The organism is Accumulibacter sp., from assembly GCF_023806565.1.
In the GTDB taxonomy this organism is placed as follows: domain Bacteria; phylum Pseudomonadota; class Gammaproteobacteria; order Burkholderiales; family Rhodocyclaceae; genus Accumulibacter.
The window spans coordinates 39,268-59,819 of sequence record NZ_JAMTDV010000066.1 but is presented as its reverse complement, the minus strand read 5'-3'; the positions used below and the strand labels follow the sequence as shown (position 1 = coordinate 59,819).

At 61.8% G+C, this 20,552-nt stretch carries 15 protein-coding genes; 11 read left to right on the top strand and 4 right to left on the bottom strand.

Annotated features, from left to right (window positions below; genetic code table 11):
- Positions 1 to 41 precede the first annotated feature (41 nt).
- Together NFV80_RS07930 and NFV80_RS07925 are read right to left on the bottom strand one after the other, a co-directional pair.
- Positions 42 to 1,202, bottom strand: coding sequence for a pyridoxal phosphate-dependent aminotransferase (locus tag NFV80_RS07930; protein WP_295327323.1), 1,161 nt, complete (start codon positions 1,200 to 1,202; stop codon positions 42 to 44).
- Positions 1,203 to 1,308: 106 nt separating this feature from the next.
- Positions 1,309 to 3,147: a phosphoenolpyruvate carboxykinase (GTP) gene (locus tag NFV80_RS07925; RefSeq protein WP_295327325.1), complete on the bottom strand. Its 1,839-nt coding sequence runs from the start codon at positions 3,145 to 3,147 to the stop codon at positions 1,309 to 1,311.
- A gap of 351 nt (positions 3,148 to 3,498) precedes the next feature.
- On the opposite strand from NFV80_RS07925, the gene NFV80_RS07920 reads away from it, so the two are divergent.
- From NFV80_RS07920 to NFV80_RS07870, 11 genes are all read left to right on the top strand, one after another.
- Positions 3,499 to 5,793, top strand: a complete 2,295-nt coding sequence (locus NFV80_RS07920; protein WP_295327327.1) for an NADP-dependent malic enzyme — start codon at positions 3,499 to 3,501, stop codon at positions 5,791 to 5,793.
- Between the two features lie 101 nt (positions 5,794 to 5,894).
- Complete coding sequence (locus NFV80_RS07915) at positions 5,895 to 7,028, top strand: patatin-like phospholipase family protein (protein WP_295327329.1); 1,134 nt, start codon at positions 5,895 to 5,897, stop codon at positions 7,026 to 7,028.
- A 142-nt stretch (positions 7,029 to 7,170) separates the two neighbouring features.
- Positions 7,171 to 8,376, top strand: coding sequence for a D-alanyl-D-alanine endopeptidase (gene pbpG / locus NFV80_RS07910; RefSeq protein WP_296758324.1), 1,206 nt, complete (start codon positions 7,171 to 7,173; stop codon positions 8,374 to 8,376).
- Between the two features lie 313 nt (positions 8,377 to 8,689).
- Positions 8,690 to 9,157, top strand: a complete 468-nt coding sequence (locus NFV80_RS07905) for a substrate-binding domain-containing protein (protein ID WP_295327332.1) — start codon at positions 8,690 to 8,692, stop codon at positions 9,155 to 9,157.
- Complete coding sequence (locus NFV80_RS07900) at positions 9,138 to 10,343, top strand: hypothetical protein (protein WP_296758322.1); 1,206 nt, start codon at positions 9,138 to 9,140, stop codon at positions 10,341 to 10,343. Before NFV80_RS07905 ends, NFV80_RS07900 begins: the two co-directional genes overlap by 20 nt.
- Positions 10,344 to 10,421: 78 nt before the next feature.
- A complete protein-coding gene (locus NFV80_RS07895) occupies positions 10,422 to 13,232 on the top strand; it encodes an EAL domain-containing protein (RefSeq protein WP_296758320.1) in 2,811 nt (936 codons plus the stop codon).
- 95 nt (positions 13,233 to 13,327) lie between these two features.
- Positions 13,328 to 14,590, top strand: coding sequence for a glutamyl-tRNA reductase (gene hemA / locus NFV80_RS07890; RefSeq protein WP_295327338.1), 1,263 nt, complete (start codon positions 13,328 to 13,330; stop codon positions 14,588 to 14,590).
- 70 nt (positions 14,591 to 14,660) lie between these two features.
- On the top strand, positions 14,661 to 15,743 hold the full coding sequence (gene prfA / locus NFV80_RS07885) for a peptide chain release factor 1 (RefSeq protein WP_295327340.1): 1,083 nt from the start codon (positions 14,661 to 14,663) through the stop codon (positions 15,741 to 15,743).
- A gap of 92 nt (positions 15,744 to 15,835) precedes the next feature.
- Positions 15,836 to 16,654 (top strand): peptide chain release factor N(5)-glutamine methyltransferase, encoded by an 819-nt coding sequence (gene prmC / locus NFV80_RS07880; protein WP_295327426.1) that lies wholly within the window; start codon positions 15,836 to 15,838, stop codon positions 16,652 to 16,654.
- A 61-nt stretch (positions 16,655 to 16,715) separates the two neighbouring features.
- A complete protein-coding gene (gene grxD, locus NFV80_RS07875) occupies positions 16,716 to 17,039 on the top strand; it encodes a Grx4 family monothiol glutaredoxin (RefSeq protein ID WP_295327342.1) in 324 nt (107 codons plus the stop codon).
- Positions 17,040 to 17,200: 161 nt separating this feature from the next.
- Positions 17,201 to 17,746, top strand: a complete 546-nt coding sequence (locus tag NFV80_RS07870) for a hypothetical protein (RefSeq protein ID WP_295327344.1) — start codon at positions 17,201 to 17,203, stop codon at positions 17,744 to 17,746.
- A gap of 43 nt (positions 17,747 to 17,789) precedes the next feature.
- Here the strand turns inward: NFV80_RS07870 and NFV80_RS07865 are convergent, their stop codons facing one another.
- Both NFV80_RS07865 and argH read right to left on the bottom strand, forming a co-directional pair.
- Positions 17,790 to 19,076: a serine/threonine-protein kinase gene (locus NFV80_RS07865; RefSeq protein ID WP_295327346.1), complete on the bottom strand. Its 1,287-nt coding sequence runs from the start codon at positions 19,074 to 19,076 to the stop codon at positions 17,790 to 17,792.
- A 14-nt stretch (positions 19,077 to 19,090) separates the two neighbouring features.
- Positions 19,091 to 20,491: an argininosuccinate lyase gene (gene argH, locus NFV80_RS07860; protein WP_295327348.1), complete on the bottom strand. Its 1,401-nt coding sequence runs from the start codon at positions 20,489 to 20,491 to the stop codon at positions 19,091 to 19,093.
- Between the last annotated feature and the right edge of the window lie 61 nt (positions 20,492 to 20,552).

Genomic DNA, 20,552 nt, shown 5'->3' with positions numbered 1-20,552 from the left:
CGTGGCGTATGTTGCGAACGCCGAGATCTCCAGGGAAGTATTCAGTCGAGAAAATGGCGGATTCGACCGACCGCGTCGTTCAGGCGGTCAAGGCTCGTGGTGTAGGCAAAGCGCAGGTGCTTTTGCGGCGAATTCGTGCCGAAGTCCAGGCCCGGAGTGACGGCGACGCCAACCGACTGGAGCAATTCGTGGGCAAAGCGCTCGCTGTCTGCGGTCAGTTCGCTGCAATCCGCGTAAATGTAGAAAGCGCCTTCGGGCTTGGCGGAGAGGCGGAAGCCGAGTCTCTCGAGCGCCGGCGCGAGGAAGTCGCGGCGGCGCCGGAATTCGCTGCGACGTGTTTCGAGGATGTCGATGGTCGCCGGTATGAACGCGGCAAGTGCTGCGCATTGCGCCGGCGTCGAAGGGCAGATGAAAAGGTTCTGTGCGAGCTTTTCGATGTCCCGGGCGAAGCGCTCGGGAAAGACCAGCCAGCCGAGCCGCCAGCCAGTCATGTTGAAATACTTGGAGAAGCTCTGCACGACGAAAATGTCGTCGCCGAACTGCAGGGCGCTTTGCGCATCCCGTTCGTAGGTGAGGCCGTGATAGATCTCATCGACGATCAGTTGCCCCTGACGTTTGCGGATAAATTCCACCATTGCTGCCAGTTGCGAGTCGTCCAGCATGGTGCCGGTGGGATTTGCCGGCGAGGCGAGCAGAACACCGGCGGTGCGCTCATTCCAGCGCGCGGCGAGATCATCCACGGTCGGCTGGAAATTGCCGCGCGGCCCGACGGCAAGGCCGACCGGAACTCCTTCGAAGCTGCGCACGAAGTGCCGGTTGCACGGGTAGCCCGGGTCACCGAGCAGCCATTCACTGTCACGTTCGGCCAGGCAGGCAAGGGCCAGCAGCAACGCTCCGGAGGCACCTGCGGTGACCGCGATGCGTGCGGCGGGAACGGTGATTCCGTAACGCGTTCGATAGAAATCGGAGATGGCCTGACGCAGGTCGGGCAGGCCGAGCGCGTGCGTATAGAACACGTGGCCGCTTTCCAGAGCTGCCTGTGCTGCGGCCACGATGGGTGCGGGCGTTGGAAAGTCGGGTTCGCCGATTTCCATGTGAATCACGTCGTGCCCCTCGGCCTCGAGCGCCTTGGCACGCGACATCAGCTCCATGACATGAAAAGGGGAAATGTTGGCGAGGCGGCTGGCGGGAAAGTTTGGCATGCGTGGGTGAGGAAGCTTCGAACAGGACATACAGTGTAACCACAAGGCGCACTGGCGAACGAAAAAAGGCCGCCCGCCGGCGGCCTTCTTGCGGCTGCGCTACGACTCAGGCTGCCTGGAATTCCTGCTCGAACTTGTCGCGAATGTCGGCGAGCTTACCGGGCAATTTGTCTCCCATCTTGCCGAACCAGTCCTTGACCCCGGCGAGTTCGTTCAGCCACGCCTGCTTGTCGAGGCTTGTGACATTGGCGAACTCTTCCTTGGAAAAGTCGCTGCCAGCCCAGTCGAGATCCTCGTAGTTGGGCATCCAGCCGAGGGTCGTCTCGCGCGCCGAAACCGTGCCTTCGCAGCGTCCGATGATCCATTCGAGAACGCGGGCGTTGTCGCCGAAGCCTGGCCACGCAAATTCACCCTTCTCGTTCATGCGGAACCAGTTGACCATGAAGATCGGTACCGTCTTGTCGGGCACGTTGCCCATCTTCAACCAGTGGTTGTAGTAGTCGGCCATGTTGTAGCCGCAGAACGGGAGCATCGCAAACGGGTCACGACGAACGACGCCCTGCTGGCCGAAAGCGGCAGCGGTCGTCTCGGAACCGAGTGTCGCCGCGGCGTATACGCCGTGGTCCCAGTCACGCGTCTGGCAGACCAGCGGCACCGTCGACGCACGACGGCCCCCGAAAAGGAAAGCCGAGATCGGCACGCCTTCCGGGTTCTGCCACTGTTCGTCGATGCACGGGCATTGCGCGGCGGGTGCGGTGAAGCGGGAGTTCGGGTGCGCTGCCTTGGTGCCCTTCTCCTTCGCGATTTCCGGTGTCCAGTCATTGCCCTGCCAGTCGATGGCATGTGCCGGCGGCGGACCCATGCCTTCCCACCACACGTCGCCATCGTCGGTCAGTGCGACGTTGGTGAAGATCGTATTCTCGGACAACGAAGCCATCGCGTTGAAGTTCGTCTTGTCGTTGGTGCCGGGAGCGACGCCGAAGAAGCCGGCTTCCGGATTGATGGCGTAGAGGCGCGTGACGCCGTCCTGGTCCTTGCGCGGCTTGATCCACGCGATGTCGTCGCCGATCGTCGTGATTTTCCAGCCGCTCAAGCTCTTTGGCGGGACGAGCATGGCGAAGTTGGTCTTGCCGCAAGCCGACGGGAAAGCGGCGGCGACGTAGTGTTTCTTGCCCGCCGGCGATTCGACGCCAAGGATCAGCATGTGTTCGGCCATCCAGCCGTCGTCACGCGCCATGTTGGAAGCGATGCGCAGAGCGAGGCACTTCTTGCCGAGCAAGGCATTGCCACCGTAGCCGGAACCGTAGGACCAGATTTCGCGGGTCTCCGGATAGTGGACGATGTACTTGGTGGTTGGATTGCACGGCCAGCGCGGATCCTTTTGCCCGGGCTCTTTCGGTGCGCCGATCGTGTGCACGCAAGGGACGAACGAGCCGTCGGTACCGAGAACGGGAAATACGTCCTTGCCCATGCGGGTCATGATGCGCATGTTGACCACGACGTACGCGCTGTCGCTGATCTCGATGCCGATCTGGGCAATCGGCGAGCCGATCGGTCCCATCGAGAAGGGGATGACGTACATCGTGCGTCCCCGCATGCAACCTTTGAACAGTCCACCGAGAATTTCACGCATCTTGTTCGGGTCTTCCCAGTTGTTGGTCGGACCGGCGTCTTCCTTCTTCTCCGAGCAGATGTAAGTGCGGTCTTCGACGCGCGCGACGTCGGAAGGATCGGAGAATGCGAGGAAAGAGTTCTTGCGCTTCTTGAGCTTAATGAAGGTGCCGGCCTCGACCAGTTCGGCGCACAGGCGGTCGTACTCTTCCTGAGAGCCATCGGCCCAGACCACCTGGGCGGGCTCCGTGAGTGCCGCAATTTCGGCAACCCATTTTTTCAGGCCTTCATGTTTGACGTAATCGGGGGCATTTAGGGAAACAGTCTGGTTCATGGCAATCACTCTCGAAGGAAGGTAGAGAAGCGGAACTTACCGTGGAGCGGCGCGCGCGGGGGCGAAAGAAGTCCAGAATCCGGAATGGCCCTGCCAATCCGGTGCGACGCGTCGGTCGCGGCTGGTGGAGAAACAAGCCCAGTGCAATCGGGGTGGAAACGGCATGCTAGGCGTGGGTGCTACAAGGATTTGAGGGTTTGTGTAATTATGCCACAGGTCCGGCGTGCATCGGCGGTCCATAGACAAGTGTTTCCCCGTCGCGACAGCCGGGAAACACCGCGCAAGCGACGCGCACTGCTGCCCGCCCACCGGCCGCGGCTGTCGCTGCCTGATCCTACTGAGGAGGGATTCATGAACAAAGACCAGTTACGCATTGCCGCCCTGTTCTACCATCGCAATCCGAAGCCGGGCAAGGTCGCGATTCAGCCGACCAAACAGCTTGCCAACCAGTATGATCTGTCGATGGCCTACTCTCCGGGCGTCGCCGCGGCGTGCGAAGAGATTGTCGCGGCACCGGGTGAGGCCAGTACCCTCACCTCGCGCGCCAATCTGGTTGGCGTCATCACCAACGGCACGGCGGTTCTCGGCCTCGGTGCGATCGGGCCGCTGGCCGCCAAGCCGGTGATGGAAGGCAAGGCCGTACTGTTCAAGAAATTCGCCAACATCGACGTGTTCGACCTGGAGATCGACGAACGCGACCCCGATCGCCTGGTGGAAATCATCTCTGCCCTGGAGCCCACCTTTGGCGGCATCAACCTCGAAGACATCCGGGCACCGGAGTGTTTCCACGTCGAGAAGAAACTGCGCGAGCGGATGAAGATCCCGGTCTTTCACGACGATCAGCATGGGACGGCGATCGTGGTGGGCGCGGCCATCCTCAACGGACTGTTTCTCCAGGGCAAGCAACTCGATCAGGTGAAGCTGGTGACTTCCGGCGCCGGTGCTGCCGCGCTGGCGTGCCTGGAACTGCTGGTAATGCTCGGCATTCCGGTCGAAAACATCTGGGTGACGGACATTCACGGCCTGGTCTACGAGGGCCGCGTCGAGGACATGGACGAAATCAAGGGACGCTACGCCAAGCGCACCGATGCCCGTACGCTGGCCGAGGTGATCGAGGGGGCCGACGTCTTTCTTGGTCTGTCAGCCGGCGGTGTATTGAAAAAGGAGATGGTGGCGAAGATGGCACCGTTACCGCTGATCATGGCCCTCGCCAATCCAAATCCGGAGATCAGGCCGGAAGAGGTCAAGGAGGTGCGCAGTGACGCGATCATCGCCACCGGTCGCTCCGATTATCCCAACCAGGTGAATAACGTGCTGTGTTTTCCCTTCATTTTTCGTGGGGCATTGGATGTCGGGGCCACCACGATCACCGAAGAGATGAAACTGGCGGCAGTGCACGCGATCGCCGAGCTGGCTCGCGTCGAGCAGTCCGAAGTCGCGCTCAGGGCGTACGGCGAACAGCACACCAATTTTGGTCCCGAGTACCTGATTCCGAATCCCTTTGATCCACGCCTGATCGGCAAAATCGCGCCGGCAGTGGCCGAAGCGGCCATGCAGTCGGCGGTGGCGAGCCGTCCGATCCGGGACATCGAGGCCTATCGCGACAGTCTGGACGAGTTCGTCTATCACTTCGGCCTGATCATGAAACCGGTGTTTTCCCAGGCCAAGCAGGCACCCCGGCGCATCGTGTTTGCCGAAGGCGAGGACGATCGGGTGCTGCGTGCCATACAGGTGATCGTCGACGAAGGAATCGCCCGGCCGATCCTCATTGGCGATCCGCGGGACATCGAGCGCAAGCTCGACCATTTGAACCTGCGCGTAGCTCCCGGCGACGACTTCGATATCGTGTACGCCGACAACAACGAATTCTTCAATGAGCATTTCGAGTCCTACTGGCGGGAGTACCGGCGGCTGACGGAGCGCAAGGGCGTTGCGGCGGAATTTGCCAGGCGAGAAGTACGGCGCCGCGCGACTTTGTTTGGTGCGCTGATGGTCCGCATGGGCGACGCGGACGGTCTGATCTGCGGCACCTATGGTCGCCAGGGGGCGCATCGGGAATACGTGGAGAACGTCATCGGTCTGGCGCCCGGAGTGCGTAAGCTTTACGCGATGAGCCTGCTGGTGCTGCCAGATCGCACCGTGTTCATTGCCGATACCTACATTACCTACGATCCGTCGGCCGAGCAGTTGGCGGACATGACGCTGCTCGCCGCCGACGAGGTTCGTCGTTTTGGCATCACGCCGCGTGTTGCCTTGCTGTCGCATTCGTCCTTCGGTTCGGAAAACACTCCCAGTGCGCTGAAAATGCGCGAGGCGCTGCGAATCCTGAAGGAACGTGCTCCGCGTCTGGAGGTCGAGGGCGAAATGCATGGCGACGCCGCGCTCGACGAGCATATCCGACATCGAATCTTTCCCGGCGACGCGCGCTTGAAAGCGCAGGCCAATCTGCTGATCATGCCCACCCTTGACGCGGCCAACATCTCGTACAACTTGCTGAAGGTCGCCTCGGGCGACAATCTGACGATTGGACCGATTCTGCTCGGTGCTGCGCAGCCGGTGCATATTCTGACTTCGACGGCAACCGTGCGGCGTATCGTCAACATGACGGCGCTGACCGTGGTCGACAAGCTGATGAATGAGCGCTGACTCGTCACCGACAAGCGGCGGCGACCCGGCCCCGTGAAGTGCCGGTCGGCGTCGATGAGACGCGAGTTACCGGAGTCTGCAGGCCACCGTAGCTAGGGCCCATGGCAAATCTCCGAACTGCGCTGGTGCTTGGTGGAGGTGGCGCGCGCGCTGCCTATCAGGTGGGCGTGTTGCTGGCCATCCGGGAATTGCGCGGCGAGTCGACCGAAAACCCGTTTCCCATTCTCTGTGGCACCTCCGCCGGTGCCGTCAACGTGGCGACGCTGGCCTGCAACGCCGGCAATTTCCGCGCTGCCGTCGACGCCCTGGCGGAGGTCTGGCGGAACATGCACGCAGGCCACATCTATCGCGCCGATCCGATCGGAGTCGCTGCCTCGGGCGGGCGGTGGCTGGCGGCGTTGCTGCTCGGTTGGGCGATCGGGCGCAGTCCGCGTTCGCTGCTCGACAACCGGCCCCTGCGAAAGCTGCTCACCCAGCGACTGGATTTTCGCAACATCGAGCGCTCGATTCGCAAGGGCCGGCTTTACGCCGTCAGCATCACGGCATCGGGTTATACGACCGGAGACGGGATCAGTTTCTTTCAGGCACATCCGGAGGTGGGGACTTGGCGACGGACCCAGCGCGCCGGTTGTCGGGCTGCGCTCTCGGTGGACCATCTGATGGCTTCCAGCGCGATCCCTTTCCTGTTTCCGGCTGTACACCTCAACCGCGAATATTGCGGGGACGGATCGATGCGCCAGTTGGCGCCGATCTCGCCGGCAATCCATCTGGGGGCCGAGAAAATCCTGATCGTCGGCGTCGGACAACCGAACGACCTGGCACAGCGGCAGAGTTCGCGAACTTATCCAACCCTGGCGCAGATTGCCGGACATGCCCTTTCCTCGATCTTTCTGGATAGCCTGGCGGTCGATGTGGAACGAATGGAGCGCATCAACCGCACGCTCTCTAAGATACCGGATGACTTGTCGGCGACTGGGGAAATTCCCCTGCGGCCGCTGCGATCGCTGATCATCACCCCGTCCGAACGCCTGGATTATCTCGCTGCGCGCCATGTCGACGCGCTGCCGGTGGCGGTGCGAACGCTGCTTCGCGGTCTCGGCGCGACACATCGGCGCGGCGGCGTATTGACCAGCTACCTGCTCTTCGAAGGGTCCTACACCGGGGCGCTGATCGACCTCGGTTACAAGGACGCGATGGCTCGTCGATTCGAAGTAGAGGACTTCCTGGCGTCCTGAGTCCGTCTGATGTGCTACCTTACATAGTTCATGTATCTCCTTCTTTTTCATCGCCTATGGCTATCATGCGATGGACTGCGGTAAAATTGCCGATAATGAAATGTGCGGGAGGGACGAGATGCGGCCGAGACTGAAAACAGCGTTGTTGATCAGCACCTTGCTGGGCACGATGAGCGCGCCCATCGGCAGCGCCCACGCGACCGAAAAGGTCAGGACGGAAGCTCATAAGAACAAGGCCGAGCCGGTCGTGCACGGGAGCAAGGGGCCGACGGTGGCGCAGAATGGGTCGAACCGGACGGCTGCACACAAGACCGACGCGATCGTCAGAAAAGGCACTGCCGGCGCAGCAGCGAGCAATAGTGCCACGGCCAAGGTGCCGCCGGTGGCCCGACACGGGGCGGTTGCACCGATTGCTCACAAGGACAGGAGCGGATCACGGGTCGCGAAGTCCGAGTTGACTCCAGTCGCGCATGGTGGCAGGTATGCCAGCGCCGCGACGGGTAATGGCGTGGTGCACGCCGCGCATAAACGGGGCCTGACGAGGGTTGCCGCGAGCAGCTTCGATCTCTGGCAGGAACCAGGGCACCTGGCGGTGCAGTCGGGGTCTGCGCTGGTGGTGCCACAGGACGGCGGCGAGCCGCTGTACGAAAAAAATGCCAACGCGGTCGTGCCGATCGCATCGATCACCAAGCTGATGACGGCAATGGTCGTGCTCGACAGCATGCCAAATCTGCAGGCGCCGATTACGATCACTGACGAAGACGTCGACTATCTGCGCGGCAGCCGCTCACGGCTGGGAGTGGGAACGGTGATTACTCGCGAAACGGCTTTGCTGCTGGCTTTGATGTCTTCCGAGAACCGCGCTGCGAATTCGCTGGCGCGTCACTATCCGGGCGGCTTGCAGGCTTTCGTCGCGGCAATGAACCGCAAGGCAATGTCGCTGGGCATGGGCAATTCGCACTTCGAGGATCCCACCGGTCTCAACAGCAACAACGTTTCCACGGCATTTGATCTGGCACGCATGGTTGCTGCGGCGCATCATTACCCGCTCATCCGTGAGTTCTCCACGACTCCAGGTGCGCGTGCCGAGGTCAAGGGTCGTGAACTCGATTTCCACAATACCAACCAGCTGGTGAGCAGCCCGACCTGGGAGATTGGTCTGTCGAAGACCGGGTACATTCAGGAAGCCGGCAAGTGTCTGGTGATGCAGGCGCGCGTCGCGGACAAACCGGTGGTCATCGTGCTGCTCGACTCGGCCGGCAAGCAGACTCGCATTGGCGATGCTAATCGCATCAAGCGCTGGATGGAGAGTGCCTCGGCAACCGGCAGGCAACCGACGCGAGTGTGAGCTGTTTGTTCCGGTCAGCAGCCACGGCATGCCGTGGCTTTTTTTTTCACTGAATTTCCCCTCGATCAAGGCCATTACGCACTTCTTGCGAGTTTGATGGGGCTTGTCGCCGCTTGCGTCCTGCCCGCTTGTCCCGAAAGCACTTGCCTACCGTCGAAACGCCTCTCAAGGTGGCGTCTCCGTCGGCGGGTACCTGGTTGTCAATAATCCCGGCGGAGTGCGGCGATGTCATCCTGTCCGCATAGCACGAGGCGCACGGATTGTTCGACGATGGCCGAATCGCCGCCCGCATTGTCTGGTAGCATGCCCTCCAATGGAGAAGACTATTGCCATTAAATCGGTGAGTTCGCTCTTGCGAGCGCTTGTCCTCGGGATGTTGACGAGTGTTCTGCCGATTGCCGCACATGCCGAGACGGTCGAGCCGGCGATGGTCGCCATCGCCCATCCGGCAACCAGTGACGAAACGATTTCCCGTGCATCGCTGCGCGCGATCTTCGGTATGCGTTTGCAGAAATGGCCAGGCGAGACCGCCACCAAGGTGTTCGTTCTCCGCGACGAAGCTCCCGAGCACGCAACGTTCAGCAAGAGCCTGCTGCAGGTATTTCCCCAGCAGTTGCGGATGGCCTGGGATCGGCAGGTCTTCTCGGGACAGGGCCAATACCCTGAACAGTTGAGCTCCACCCAGGAGATGCTGTCGCGAGTGGCATCCACGCCAGGGGCGATCGGTTACGTCAAGGCGAGTGAGGTAAATCCGAATGTGCGTGTACTCAAGATTCGCTAGCGCCGCGCCGGGTATCGCGCTGTTTGGCGCCTGCCTGCTGTGGGCGCAGCCGGTGCTTTGCCTTGATCTGCTAGGAGGGGACTTCCAGGTGCACGGCTTCGCTTCCCTGACCCTGGTGAATACCAGCGACAACAATTTCTTCGGGCACAGCGACGACCGGATCAGCAACGATTTCTCGGAAGTGGGGCTGAATGCGTCGTGGCGCGTGACGCCGGAACTACAGGTGGCGGCCGAGGTGCTCTCGCGGCGCGCCGGCGGCACCGATGACGGAGGCGCGCGGCTGGACTACGGCCTGGCCGACTGGAGCCCACTCTCGAGCGAAGAAGGACGTGGTGGCGTGCGCGTCGGCCGCATAAAGACTGCCTATGGCTTGTACAACAAGACGCGCGACGTGCCGTTCACGCGACCCAGCATCATCCTGCCGCAGTCGATCTACTTCGAGCGAACGCGCAACCTGACGGTTTCCGCCGACGGAGGCGAGATTTATGTCGAGCGCTATGGCGAAGGAGGGATCCTCTCTGCCAGTTTCGCCTATGGGCAACCGCAGACCGACTCGGACGCGGCGAAAGTCGCGCTGGTCGGACTGAATCGACCAGGCAGCCTCGATTCCGGTCTGGCGCCGGATTTCCAGCTACTGTACGAGGGTGCCGGCGGCACCTATCGCCTCGCTTTCACCGCCACCCGTCTGGATTTGCATTACAAGCCCGGCTTCGGAGACCTGCTGCGCTCCGGTCGGTTCGAGCTGACGCCGCTGATCTTTTCCGCCCAGTACAATGCCGAATGCTGGAGCCTGACGAGCGAGTATGCCTTGCGCCGGTCTTCCGTCTCGAACTTTGGGCCCTTCTTCTACAACGGCACCGCCGACGGGCGAAGCTACTATTTGCAGGGAACGTACCGCCTGGCACCGCAGTGGGAAGCGCTGCTGCGTTACGATGCCTATTACGCTGACTGGGGTGACCGGGATGGCCAGCGTTTTGCGGCAGCGACCCGGCAACCCGCCTTCAGTCGCTTTGCCAGGGACTGGACGGCGGGCCTGCGTTTCGACGTAACTCCGCAGTTCATGTTGCGCGTCGAGGCGCACTGGGTGGACGGTACCGGCTTTCTGGCGGTACAAGACAACCCGAACTCCCAGTCCTTGCGTCGCTACTGGGACAACTACATGCTGCAGGCATCGTATCGCTTCTAGTCGCGACCCATGTCGGACAATCCTCCTGCGCCCCGCGCGCGCCGCGCCTCCAGATTCCTCAGCGTGAAGTGGAAGGTCTTGTTGACCTTGGGCACGGTCATGCTGTCGGTGAACGGCGCCTTATCCTGGCTGCACTTTCACGATCTGACCGTGGGTTTCGAAAAGCAGCGTACCGAGACGAGACAGCGTCTCGTCGACCAGGCCTTTGCCCTGCGCGACGACTTCGGTCTGCGTCTGCAGGGAATGGCCGCAGTACTGGCCGCTTTCGATTCCGTCGACACGCTCGGGACGCGGGCGGGGAGGGAGCGTCTGCGCAGACGTTTCGATAGCTGCTGGGCGGCGCTGCAACTCGATCTGGGGATCGACTCGCTGCAGGTTTACACGGCAGTCGGCCCACCTCTCGCCAGTTGGCCGTCCGACGTACCTGTCGAAACGGATCATGAACTGCAGGTGCGCACCGTCATGCGCAGCGAGCATGCCATGCACTGGACACGCTGCCGGGACGTCTGCACCGAGTACGCCGCGGCACCGATCCTCTCGGCCGGCCGTGTGGCTGGGGTGGTTGTGGTCGGCAGTTCGCCTGCTGACGTGGTCAATTCATTCAAACGCCTGTCAGGTGCCGATCTTGGCGTTCTCCTGCCGGTGACACAGGCGGTGACGGCCCAGCCCGCGGACAAGGAAGTCCTGCAACAAGTCGGCCTGCGGGTGATCGAGCTGAGCAGCAAGGCAAGGGCTCGGCCGCTGCTCCGCCAACTGACCTCGATTCCGCCGATCGACCGGCCGCGCGGGCATGCGTACCTCTCGTTGCCTTACGATGACCAGTACTTCGAACTGTCGTTTCTCGCGCTCGATGCTCCCACAGGAGACCAGTTGCCGCCGATGATGGTGGTCATCGACGAGCTTACCGACGCGCGGGCCGCCATTGGCAAGTCGGTCTGGAGTCGCCTACGGGGTGAGCTGCTCGCTTCATTGTTGTCGCTCCTCCTGTTGGCGATGCTCGTGCACGCGCCGCTGCAACGCATGACGCGAGCTGTATCGGCCATCCCCTTGCTGGGCCGGAGGGCTTTTGCCGAGGCGCGTGCAAGGATTGCTCCGCGCACCCGGCGTCTGCTCGAGGACGAAGTCGACAGCCTCGACGAGGCGGCAATTGCCCTTTCGTATCGGCTGGAGGCTCTGGAAAGCGAGGTTGCCGCGCATTCTGCCGAGACGCAGAAGATGCTGGATCGCATATCGGTCGAGCGGGATTTCAGCAGGGGCCTGCTCGATACGGCACAGGTCATCATTCTGACGCAGTTCGTCGATGGTCGGATCCTGACGTTGAACCGCTACGGGCGGCAACTGTCGGGTTGGCGGGATGAGGACCTTTCCGGGAAACGTTTTTTCGATCTGCTCGGACCCGAAGAATCGTCGCCGGAAGCGATGGTCCGCCAGGTCTTGCGTGACATATCCTCTGGTCGTCGTCGGCATGTGCAATTGGAATCCCTGCTGCTGGCCGCCAGCGGACAGGCGTATGAAATCATCTGGAATCATTCGCGTCTGGCCGGCCATTCTGGCGACAAGGTGATGATTCTTTCGGTGGGGATCGACCACACCGACCGCAAGCGCGCCGAATCACACGTCAAACACCTCGCCGAGCACGATCCGCTGACCGGTCTGGTCAACCGGCAACATTTCCAGCAGGAACTCGAAAGTTCGCTGGCCAGCGCGCGCCGTCTCGGACACGGTGGTGCGTTGCTTTATCTCGACCTGGACGAGTTTCGATATGTCAACGACGTGAGCGGACATCAGGCTGGTGATACCCTCCTGCGGATCGTGGCCGACGAGGTCGGCAAGGTGGCGCGTGCCAGCGATCTGCTGGGGAGGCTGGGCGGCGACGAACTCGGGTTGCTGCTGCACGAGTGTGATCACGACGGTGCCGTCCAGGTGGCGGAAAAAATCAACAAGCGGCTCGCCGAAATCCAGTTTCCCGGATTGCATGCAAGCCATCGGATTTCCGCCAGTATCGGCATCGTGGTCTTCTCCGAGGCGAAGATCGACGTCAAGCAGCTCCTCGCCAATGCAGACATCGCGATGTACCAGGCCAAGGCCAGGGGCGGGGATGGCTGGCACCTCTACTCGGAGGGGGAGGGCGTGCAGGAGAAGATTCAGGATCGTCTGCACTGGAGAGAGATGATCAGCCGCTCATTGACCGACCAGCGATTCGTCGTTCATTACCAGCCGATACAGGATATCCGTGCGCGGCAAGTGAGTCACTACGAGGCGCTGGTGCGCATGCAGGCGGCCGACGGGTCGGTGATTCCACCGGCCGCATTCATGGAAGTAGCCGAAAACAGCGGCTTGATCCGCGAAATCGATCGCTGCGTGATCCAGCAGGTGTTCGCTACAATGGTGTCGCTGTTTGCCGTCGGAAGGTATTACAGGTTCTCGATCAATCTGTCGGGCGTCAGCATCAACGATCCCAAGCTGTTGTCCTTCATCCGCAGCGAGCTGGCGCGTAGCCCATTGCTGCCCAGTCACGTAGTTTTCGAGATTACCGAAACGGCTGCCGTCTCGGACTTTTCCGCGGCACGAGCCTTTATGGAAGCAGTTCGCCAACTGGGCTGTGCGTTCTCCCTCGACGACTTCGGAGTGGGATTCTCATCATTCAACTATATCAAGCAGTTGCCCGTTGATTACGTGAAGATCGATGGCTCTTTCGTGCGTACGCTGGTCGACAGTCCCGACGATCAGGTTTTCGTGCGCGCACTGGCCGAGGTGGCTCGTGGTTTCGGCAAGAAGACGGTCGCCGAGTTTGTCGAGGACGAACGAGCCTTGAATATGCTGCGCAGCTTTGGCGTGGACTACGCGCAAGGCTATTTCATCGGCAAGCCACGGCCCGACGTCTTCTGAACGGCGCGGGCGACGGGATTCCTCGCGCCGAGGGGTTCTCGGCGTCGGTGATATAATCGCGCCCTCGCCTGCTCCCTCGTCTGCCGCCTCCGAGAATGCCGCTGTTTACGCTAGGCATCAACCATCATACTGCCCCGCTGTCGGTCCGTGAGCAGGTGGCTTTTCACTCTGCGGGGGTGCCGCGGGCACTTGCCGACCTGACACACTGCAAGCCGGTTCATGAGGCCGCGATCCTCTCGACCTGCAACCGCACCGAGCTCTACTTCGCGACCGATGCGCCGGAAGCAGCGGCACAGTGGCTGGCCGAGTATCATCATCTGGCGCGCCACGAACTCGATCCCTACCTGTATACGTATCCCGAGCGCGACGCCGTTCGCCATGTCTTTCGCGTTGCCAGCGGCCTGGATTCGATGGTCCTTGGCGAACCTCAGATTCTTGGACAGATGAAAGAGGCAGCACGTGCGGCGGACGAGGCAGGCACTCTCGGCACGACCCTGCACAAGCTGTTCCAGCACTCGTTCGCTGTTGCCAAGGAAGTGCGCTCGACGACCGCAATCGGTGTGAACGTCGTTTCCATGGCAGCGGCCGCGGTGCGTCTGGCGGAACGAATTTTCGGGCGGATCGCCGATCAGAAGCTGCTGTTCATCGGCGCCGGCGAGATGATAGACCTTTGCGCCCGGCATTTCGCGGCGAACCGGCCGAAACAGGTAGTGATCGCCAACCGGACGGTCGAGCGCGGCCTGGCTCTTGCGGACCGCCTGGGTGGCACCGCGATCAGACTCGAGGAAATCGGCGAGCGCCTGGCGCAGTTCGACATCGTTGTTTCCTGCACGGCGAGTCCGCTGCCGATCATCGGTTTGGGCATGGTCGAGCGCGCCATCAGGCTGCGTCGCCACCGCCCGATGTTCATGGTCGATCTCGCCGTGCCGCGCGATATCGAAACGGAGATCGGTGACCTGGACGACGTCTTCCTGTACACGGTCGACGACCTCGCACAGGTGGTCGCCGCCGGGATCGAATCGCGCCAGGCGGCCGTGATCGACGCCGAGGCGATCATCAGCGATAGGGTCGACGGATTCCTGCGCTGGTTGGCGACGCGTGGTACAGTGCCCGTGATTCGTTCATTGCGCGATGCCGCTGAAAGGTCGCGCCGGCACGAATTGGAGCACGCGTTGAAGTTGCTGGCCAGGGGTGAAGATCCGGCGCGGGTGCTCGAACAGTTCTCACATCGCCTGACCAACAAGTTCTTGCATGCGCCAACGCAGGCACTGAGCCAGGCGGCGGGCGACCGCGACGAGTTGCCTTCGCTGGCGGCGCGTCTGTTCCACTTGCACACCGATTCCCACATGGGCGAGTAGCGGGCTTTCGCGACTGACACCAGGTCAATGAAGAGTTTTCCGCTGCTTTCCGGCTTGACCAGATTTCCCGATGAATCAGAGCATTTGTGACAAACTCGAACAGCTCAACGGTCGCCTTCACGAACTCGACCGCATGCTGGCGAGCGGCGAGGCGACTCGCGACATTGACGAATACCGCAAGCTGTCGCGCGAGCACGCCGAACTCGGTCCCGTCGTCGCACTTTACCAGTCGTGGCGAAAAGCCGAGGCGGACCTGCATTCGGGCCTCGAACTGTTGGCTGATCCGGAAATGCGGGAGCTGGCGGAAGCAGAAGTGCAGTCCGCCAGGGAGCGGTTGCCGGCGATCGAATTGGAGTTGCAGAAACTGCTGCTCCCGAAGGATGCCAAGGATGAACGCAACGTTTTTCTGGAAATCCGCGCCGGGACCGGTGGTGACGAATCGGCGCTGTTTGCGGGCAATCTCTTTCGCATGTACGTGCGCTATGCGGAGCGTCGGCGCTGGCAGGTCGAGATCGTGTCCGCCAGCGTTTCCGACCTCGGCGGCTACAAGGAGGTAATCGCTCGCATCATTGGCAACGGCGTGTACTCGCGTCTCAAATTCGAATCGGGAGCACATCGGGTGCAGCGTGTCCCGGAAACCGAAACGCAGGGTCGCATTCACACTTCGGCGTGTACGGTGGCGGTGATGCCGGAGGCCGACGCACTCGAGGATGTGCAGATCAGTCCCGCGGAGATTCGGGTCGATACCTATCGGGCGTCGGGCGCCGGCGGACAACACATCAACAAGACCGATTCGGCGGTGCGCATCACGCACCTGCCGACGGGCATCGTCGTTGAATGCCAGGACGATCGTTCGCAGCACAAGAACAAGGCGCAGGCACTCTCCGTGCTGGTGGCGCGCATCCGCGACATGCAGGAGCGTGAGCAGCACGCGAACAGAGCTTCGGAGCGCCGTAACCTGATTGGCAGCGGCGACCGCTCCGAGCGGATCCGGACGTACAATTTTCCACAGGGGCGGGTGACCGACCATCGCATCAATCTCACTCTTTACAAGATCGACGCAATCCTGGACGGCGATCTCGACGATCTTGTTGCCGCGCTGACTGCCGAACATCAGGCGGATCAACTGGCGATGCTTGCCGAGGGCGAGTGAGGCGCTTGCTCGGGGAAGAGTCGTTGCGTGCGCGGCCTTGCCTTCTGGCGACGGTGTGCCGGCCTGGCGTGTCGAGCCTGCCGGTGACGACGATCGGCGCGGCATGGCGTACGGCCAGCGAGCACATCGACCGGCTGGACGCCCGACTGCTCGTACAGCACCTGGCCGGCTGCCGATACGCCGAACTCCTGGCGCACCCGACGCGCCCGCTGCCGGACGAACAGGTGGCCCAACTCGAGTCGCTCGTTCGGCGGCGGGTCGCCGGCGAGCCACTGGCCTACCTGCTGGGTTCGGCAGAATTCCATGGCCTCGAGTTTCTGGTTAACCCGACGGTTCTGATCCCGCGCCCGGAAACGGAACTGCTGGTCGAACTTGCAATCGAATCTCTTCAGGGCAAAATGGCGCCGCGCGTCTTGGATCTTGGCACCGGCTCCGGAGTGCTTGCGGTGACGATCGGCCATTTCGTTCCGGCGACCGTGCTTACCGCGGTCGACCTGTCTTCCGAGGCGCTGGCTGTGGCCAGGCAGAATGCCAGGCGTCACGAGGTTGCAGTTCGCTTTCTCACCGGGGACTGGTACTCACCGCTGACGGGCGAACGGTATGACCTGATCGTCGCCAATCCACCCTACGTTGCTGATGGCGATCCGCACCTGCAAGGGAACGGTCTGCCTTTCGAGCCGCGGATGGCGTTGACCGATGGGGTGAGCGGGGGCGACGGTTTGGCCTGCCTGCGTACGGTAATTGGCGGTGCAGCGCGGCACCTTCTGCCGGGAGGTCGCCTGCTGGTCGAGCATGGCTACGATCAGGCGGGAAAGGTGCGTGCGCTATTGCGAGCGGCGGGTTTCTTCGAGGTGAGGTCGTGGCGCGACCTGTCGCGGATCGAGCGAATCAGCGGCGGGAGCGTCGAGTGAACGGGCCAGCGTCGGGTGATTCGGGATACATTGTTTTTTTCAACTGGAGGAAATCTTGGTGATGGATGTACAGCAACTGATCAAGGAGCAGGTGACGGGCAATCCGGTGGTTCTCTACATGAAAGGGACGCCGCAGTTTCCGCAATGCGGATTTTCGGCGGTCACCGTGCAGATTCTGAAGGCCTGCGGTGTCTCGCGTTTCCTCAGCGTCAATGTGCTTGAGAATGCCGAGATTCGTAGCGGCATCAAGGAGTACGCCAACTGGCCAACGATTCCCCAGCTCTACGTACGCGGCGAATTCGTGGGCGGCTGCGACATCATGCGCGAGATGTACGAGGACGGCGAATTGCAGAAACTGCTGGAAGGTCTCGTCGATCCGGTGTGACGGGCCAGGCGCAGCCGGCGCGACTGCTTTGCATGGACGACGTCCGGCTGGCAGTCGATCGCCGGTCACTGGTCAAGCCGTGACTAGCCAAAGCAAGGTCTGCCCGCCCTGTCAGCAGAGGTATCATGTCCGCTGCACGGAACCGAGGGAGTGAGGACGGAATGAAGAAGCCAGCGAACAATTTGCGTCTGCCGTTGCTCGGTCTGTCTGCCTTGGCTGGTTCGTCCCTGCTTGCCGCCTGCGCCAGCTATAGCGGCAGCGGCCTGCAGCCCGGGGTGGCGACCATGTCGGAAGTGATCGCGACCATGGGTGTGCCGGCGGTGCACTGGACGAATGCCGATGGCAGCGAGCAACTGGCTTATCCGCGGGGCCCCGCAGGTACTCAGACATTCATGGTTTTCATCGCTCCGGACGGACTATTGCGGCAAATCGACCCGGTGCTCGACATGGAACATTTTGCCCGCATCGAAGCGGGCAAGAGTGACCAGCAGTCCGTGCTGCGCCTGATCGGCCCGTCAGTGCCGCAGTGGACCGAGTACTTCGCGGCGCGCAACGAACTGGTCTGGGAATGGCAGTTCTGCGACGCCTGGAATCAGCTCGCGCGCTTCGACGTGCTGTTCGATGCGACGACCGGTATCGTGCGTACGAGCTACCAGCGGCAAGCCCTGATGGGTCCCAACGGGGTCGCTCCATGGTGCGGTCGCTAGCACGAGTGGCTCCCGCGGCAGAGAAGTGCCGGCCGTTGCCGCCTCAGAAGGAGACCAGGCGAACGTTGGCGGACGTCAGGCGCGCACTGAGGACGGCCAGGAAAGACTGGTAGAAGTGCATTCGACAGCTGTCCGACGAATTCTGCAGAGCGGCGCCGGTGACCCGCACGAGTTTGGCAGTGGTCAGCGCGACAATGTCTGCGCCGCGTCGCGACGTGGTCTTGCCGATCACTGCCATTTCGCCGAAACACTCTCCGGTGGTGAGTAGATCGAGGATCAATCCGTTCTTCAGGACTTTCAATTCCCCTTCGGCGAGGAAATAGAAGCAGTCACCGGCTTTCCCGTCCTCGATGATCACAGTGCCCGGCGAGACGCGGCTCCATTCCGAAAATCGCACGACTTCCCAGATCTCGACATCGGAGAAATCGGCAAAGAAGGGGAAGGAGCGCAGGGTGTCGAATTTTTCGTAGTCGGCAATCGGGTCCGCGGGCGCGTTCAACTTGCCGCTGCGGAATGCATGCGCCAGATCTTGCGCAAATTCCGCCCAGCTCGCGTATCGATTCTCGGTATTCTTGCTCATCGCACGTGCGACGATGGCGTCGAGTGAGGGAGGAATGTCGCTGTGGAGTGCGGATGGCCGGCGTGGCTCGGTGTTGATGATCTGGTAGATCAGGTCATAGCTGTTGCGGGCCTGAAAGGGCAGCCGGGCGGTCAGCAACTGATACATGACCACGCCGAGTGAGTAGATGTCGGTTTGGTGATCGAGCGGCTGATCCTTCACCTGTTGCGGCGACATGTAGGCGGGCGACCCGATTCCAAGTACCAGGGTGCGGTCGGGAGAACTGATGATGGCCGCGCCAAAATCCGAGATCTTGACTTCTCCTTCGTTCGGGTCCGCACTCGCAAAGAGAATATTGGCCGGCTTGATGTCGCGGTGGATGATCCCGGCCCGAAAGGCAAAATCCAGCGCTCGAGTACATTTGAAAATGATCTCGACGACACGCTGGCTCGGCAGGCGAGTTCCGGATGCGCAAGCGCTCTCCAGCGTGCCACCTCCCACATACTCCATGACGATGTAGCAGAGATGGTCATCCACCACTGCATCGTAGGTCTGCACGATGTGCGGATGCAGCAGTTTGCCGACCAGAGCCGCTTCGTTGAGGAAGAGGTGGGTATACAGGGTGCCACGCTTGGGGTCTTTCAGAATGCCCGGAAAAGCCACTTTGACCGCGACCTGGCGCTTGGCGAAGGGGTCCTTGCAGAGGTACACGGTAGAGGTTGCACCACGGCCGATTTCTCGGACGATGTCGTACTTGCCGATCTTCTCCATGCCTTCTCTCGCGCCTAGCCGTGGGAAGACCGCGCTCGGCGGGCACGGGCGATCGCTGCCAGAACCTGGTCGGGTGCCGTGCCACCGACATGACTGCGTGCAGCCAGCGATCCGGCGATGGTCAGCACGGAAAATACATCGTCGCCGATCAGCGGCGAGAAGACTCGCAGGTCGGCCAGCGAAAGTTGGCCGAGATCGACACCCAGTTCCTCCGCACGGCGAACGGCCAGGCCGACCGCGGCATGCGCATCGCGGAATGGGAGCCCCTTTCGCGTCAGATAGTCGGCGAGATCGGTGGCAGTGGCAAACCCCTGCCGCAAGGCGTCACGCATGTTCGCCGGCTGGGCGGTGATGCCCGGAATCATTTCGACGAATATGCGGAGCGTGTCGCTGACCGTGTCGATGGCGTCGAACAGCGGTTCCTTGTCTTCCTGGTTGTCCTTGTTGTATGCGAGGGGCTGGCCCTTCATCAGGGTCAGCAGCGCCACGAGGTCGCCATAGACGCGTCCGCTCTTGCCGCGTGCCAGCTCCGGGACGTCGGGGTTCTTCTTCTGCGGCATGATCGAACTACCGGTGCAATAGCGGTCGGCGATTCCGATGAAGCCGAAACGGGGGCTCATCCACAGTACCAGCTCTTCCGACAGACGTGACAGATGCATCATCAGCAAGGCACAGGCGGCGCAAAACTCGATCGCGAAGTCGCGGTCCGAAACTGCGTCGAGCGAGTTTTCGCAGACGCCGTCGAAACCCAGCAAGTCGGCGACCAAGTGACGGTCGATCGGGTAACTTGTTCCGGCCAGAGCGGCGGCGCCCAGAGGCAGGCGGTTGGTGCGCCTTCTGCAATCAGCAAAGCGTTCGGCGTCGCGGCACGCCATTTCGTGATAGGCCAGCAGGTGGTGGCCGAAAGTGATCGGCTGCGCGACCTGTAGATGGGTAAACCCGGGCAGTGGTGTGGCCGCTTCTCGTTCCGCAAGATCAAGCAGCCGGTCCCGGAAATCACCGAGCAAGTTGGCAATGGCGTCGATCGCGTCGCGCAGGTAGAGGCGGATGTCCGTCGCCACCTGGTCATTCCGCGAACGGCCGGTGTGCAGTCGCTTGCCAGCATCGCCAATCAAGGCGGTAAGGCGCTTCTCGATGTTCAGGTGTACGTCTTCGAGGTCGAGCGACCAGGCGAAGGTCCCGGCTTCGATTTCCATTGCCACCTGCGCCATGCCGCGCTCGATGGCGGCGAGATCGTCGCCGCCGATGATCCCCTGGCGAGCCAGCATGGTCGCGTGTGCCAGCGAGGCACGGATATCCTGACGCCACATTCGCCGATCGAACTCCACCGAGGCAGTGTATCGCTTGACGAGATCCGACGTCGGCTCGGAGAAGCGGCCGGCCCAGGTATACTGCGAAGAAACCGATTGGCTCATGAAGGGACAGGTTCCTCGGCTAAAATCACTCGCAGAACCCATTACAGGCACCACTTCGAGT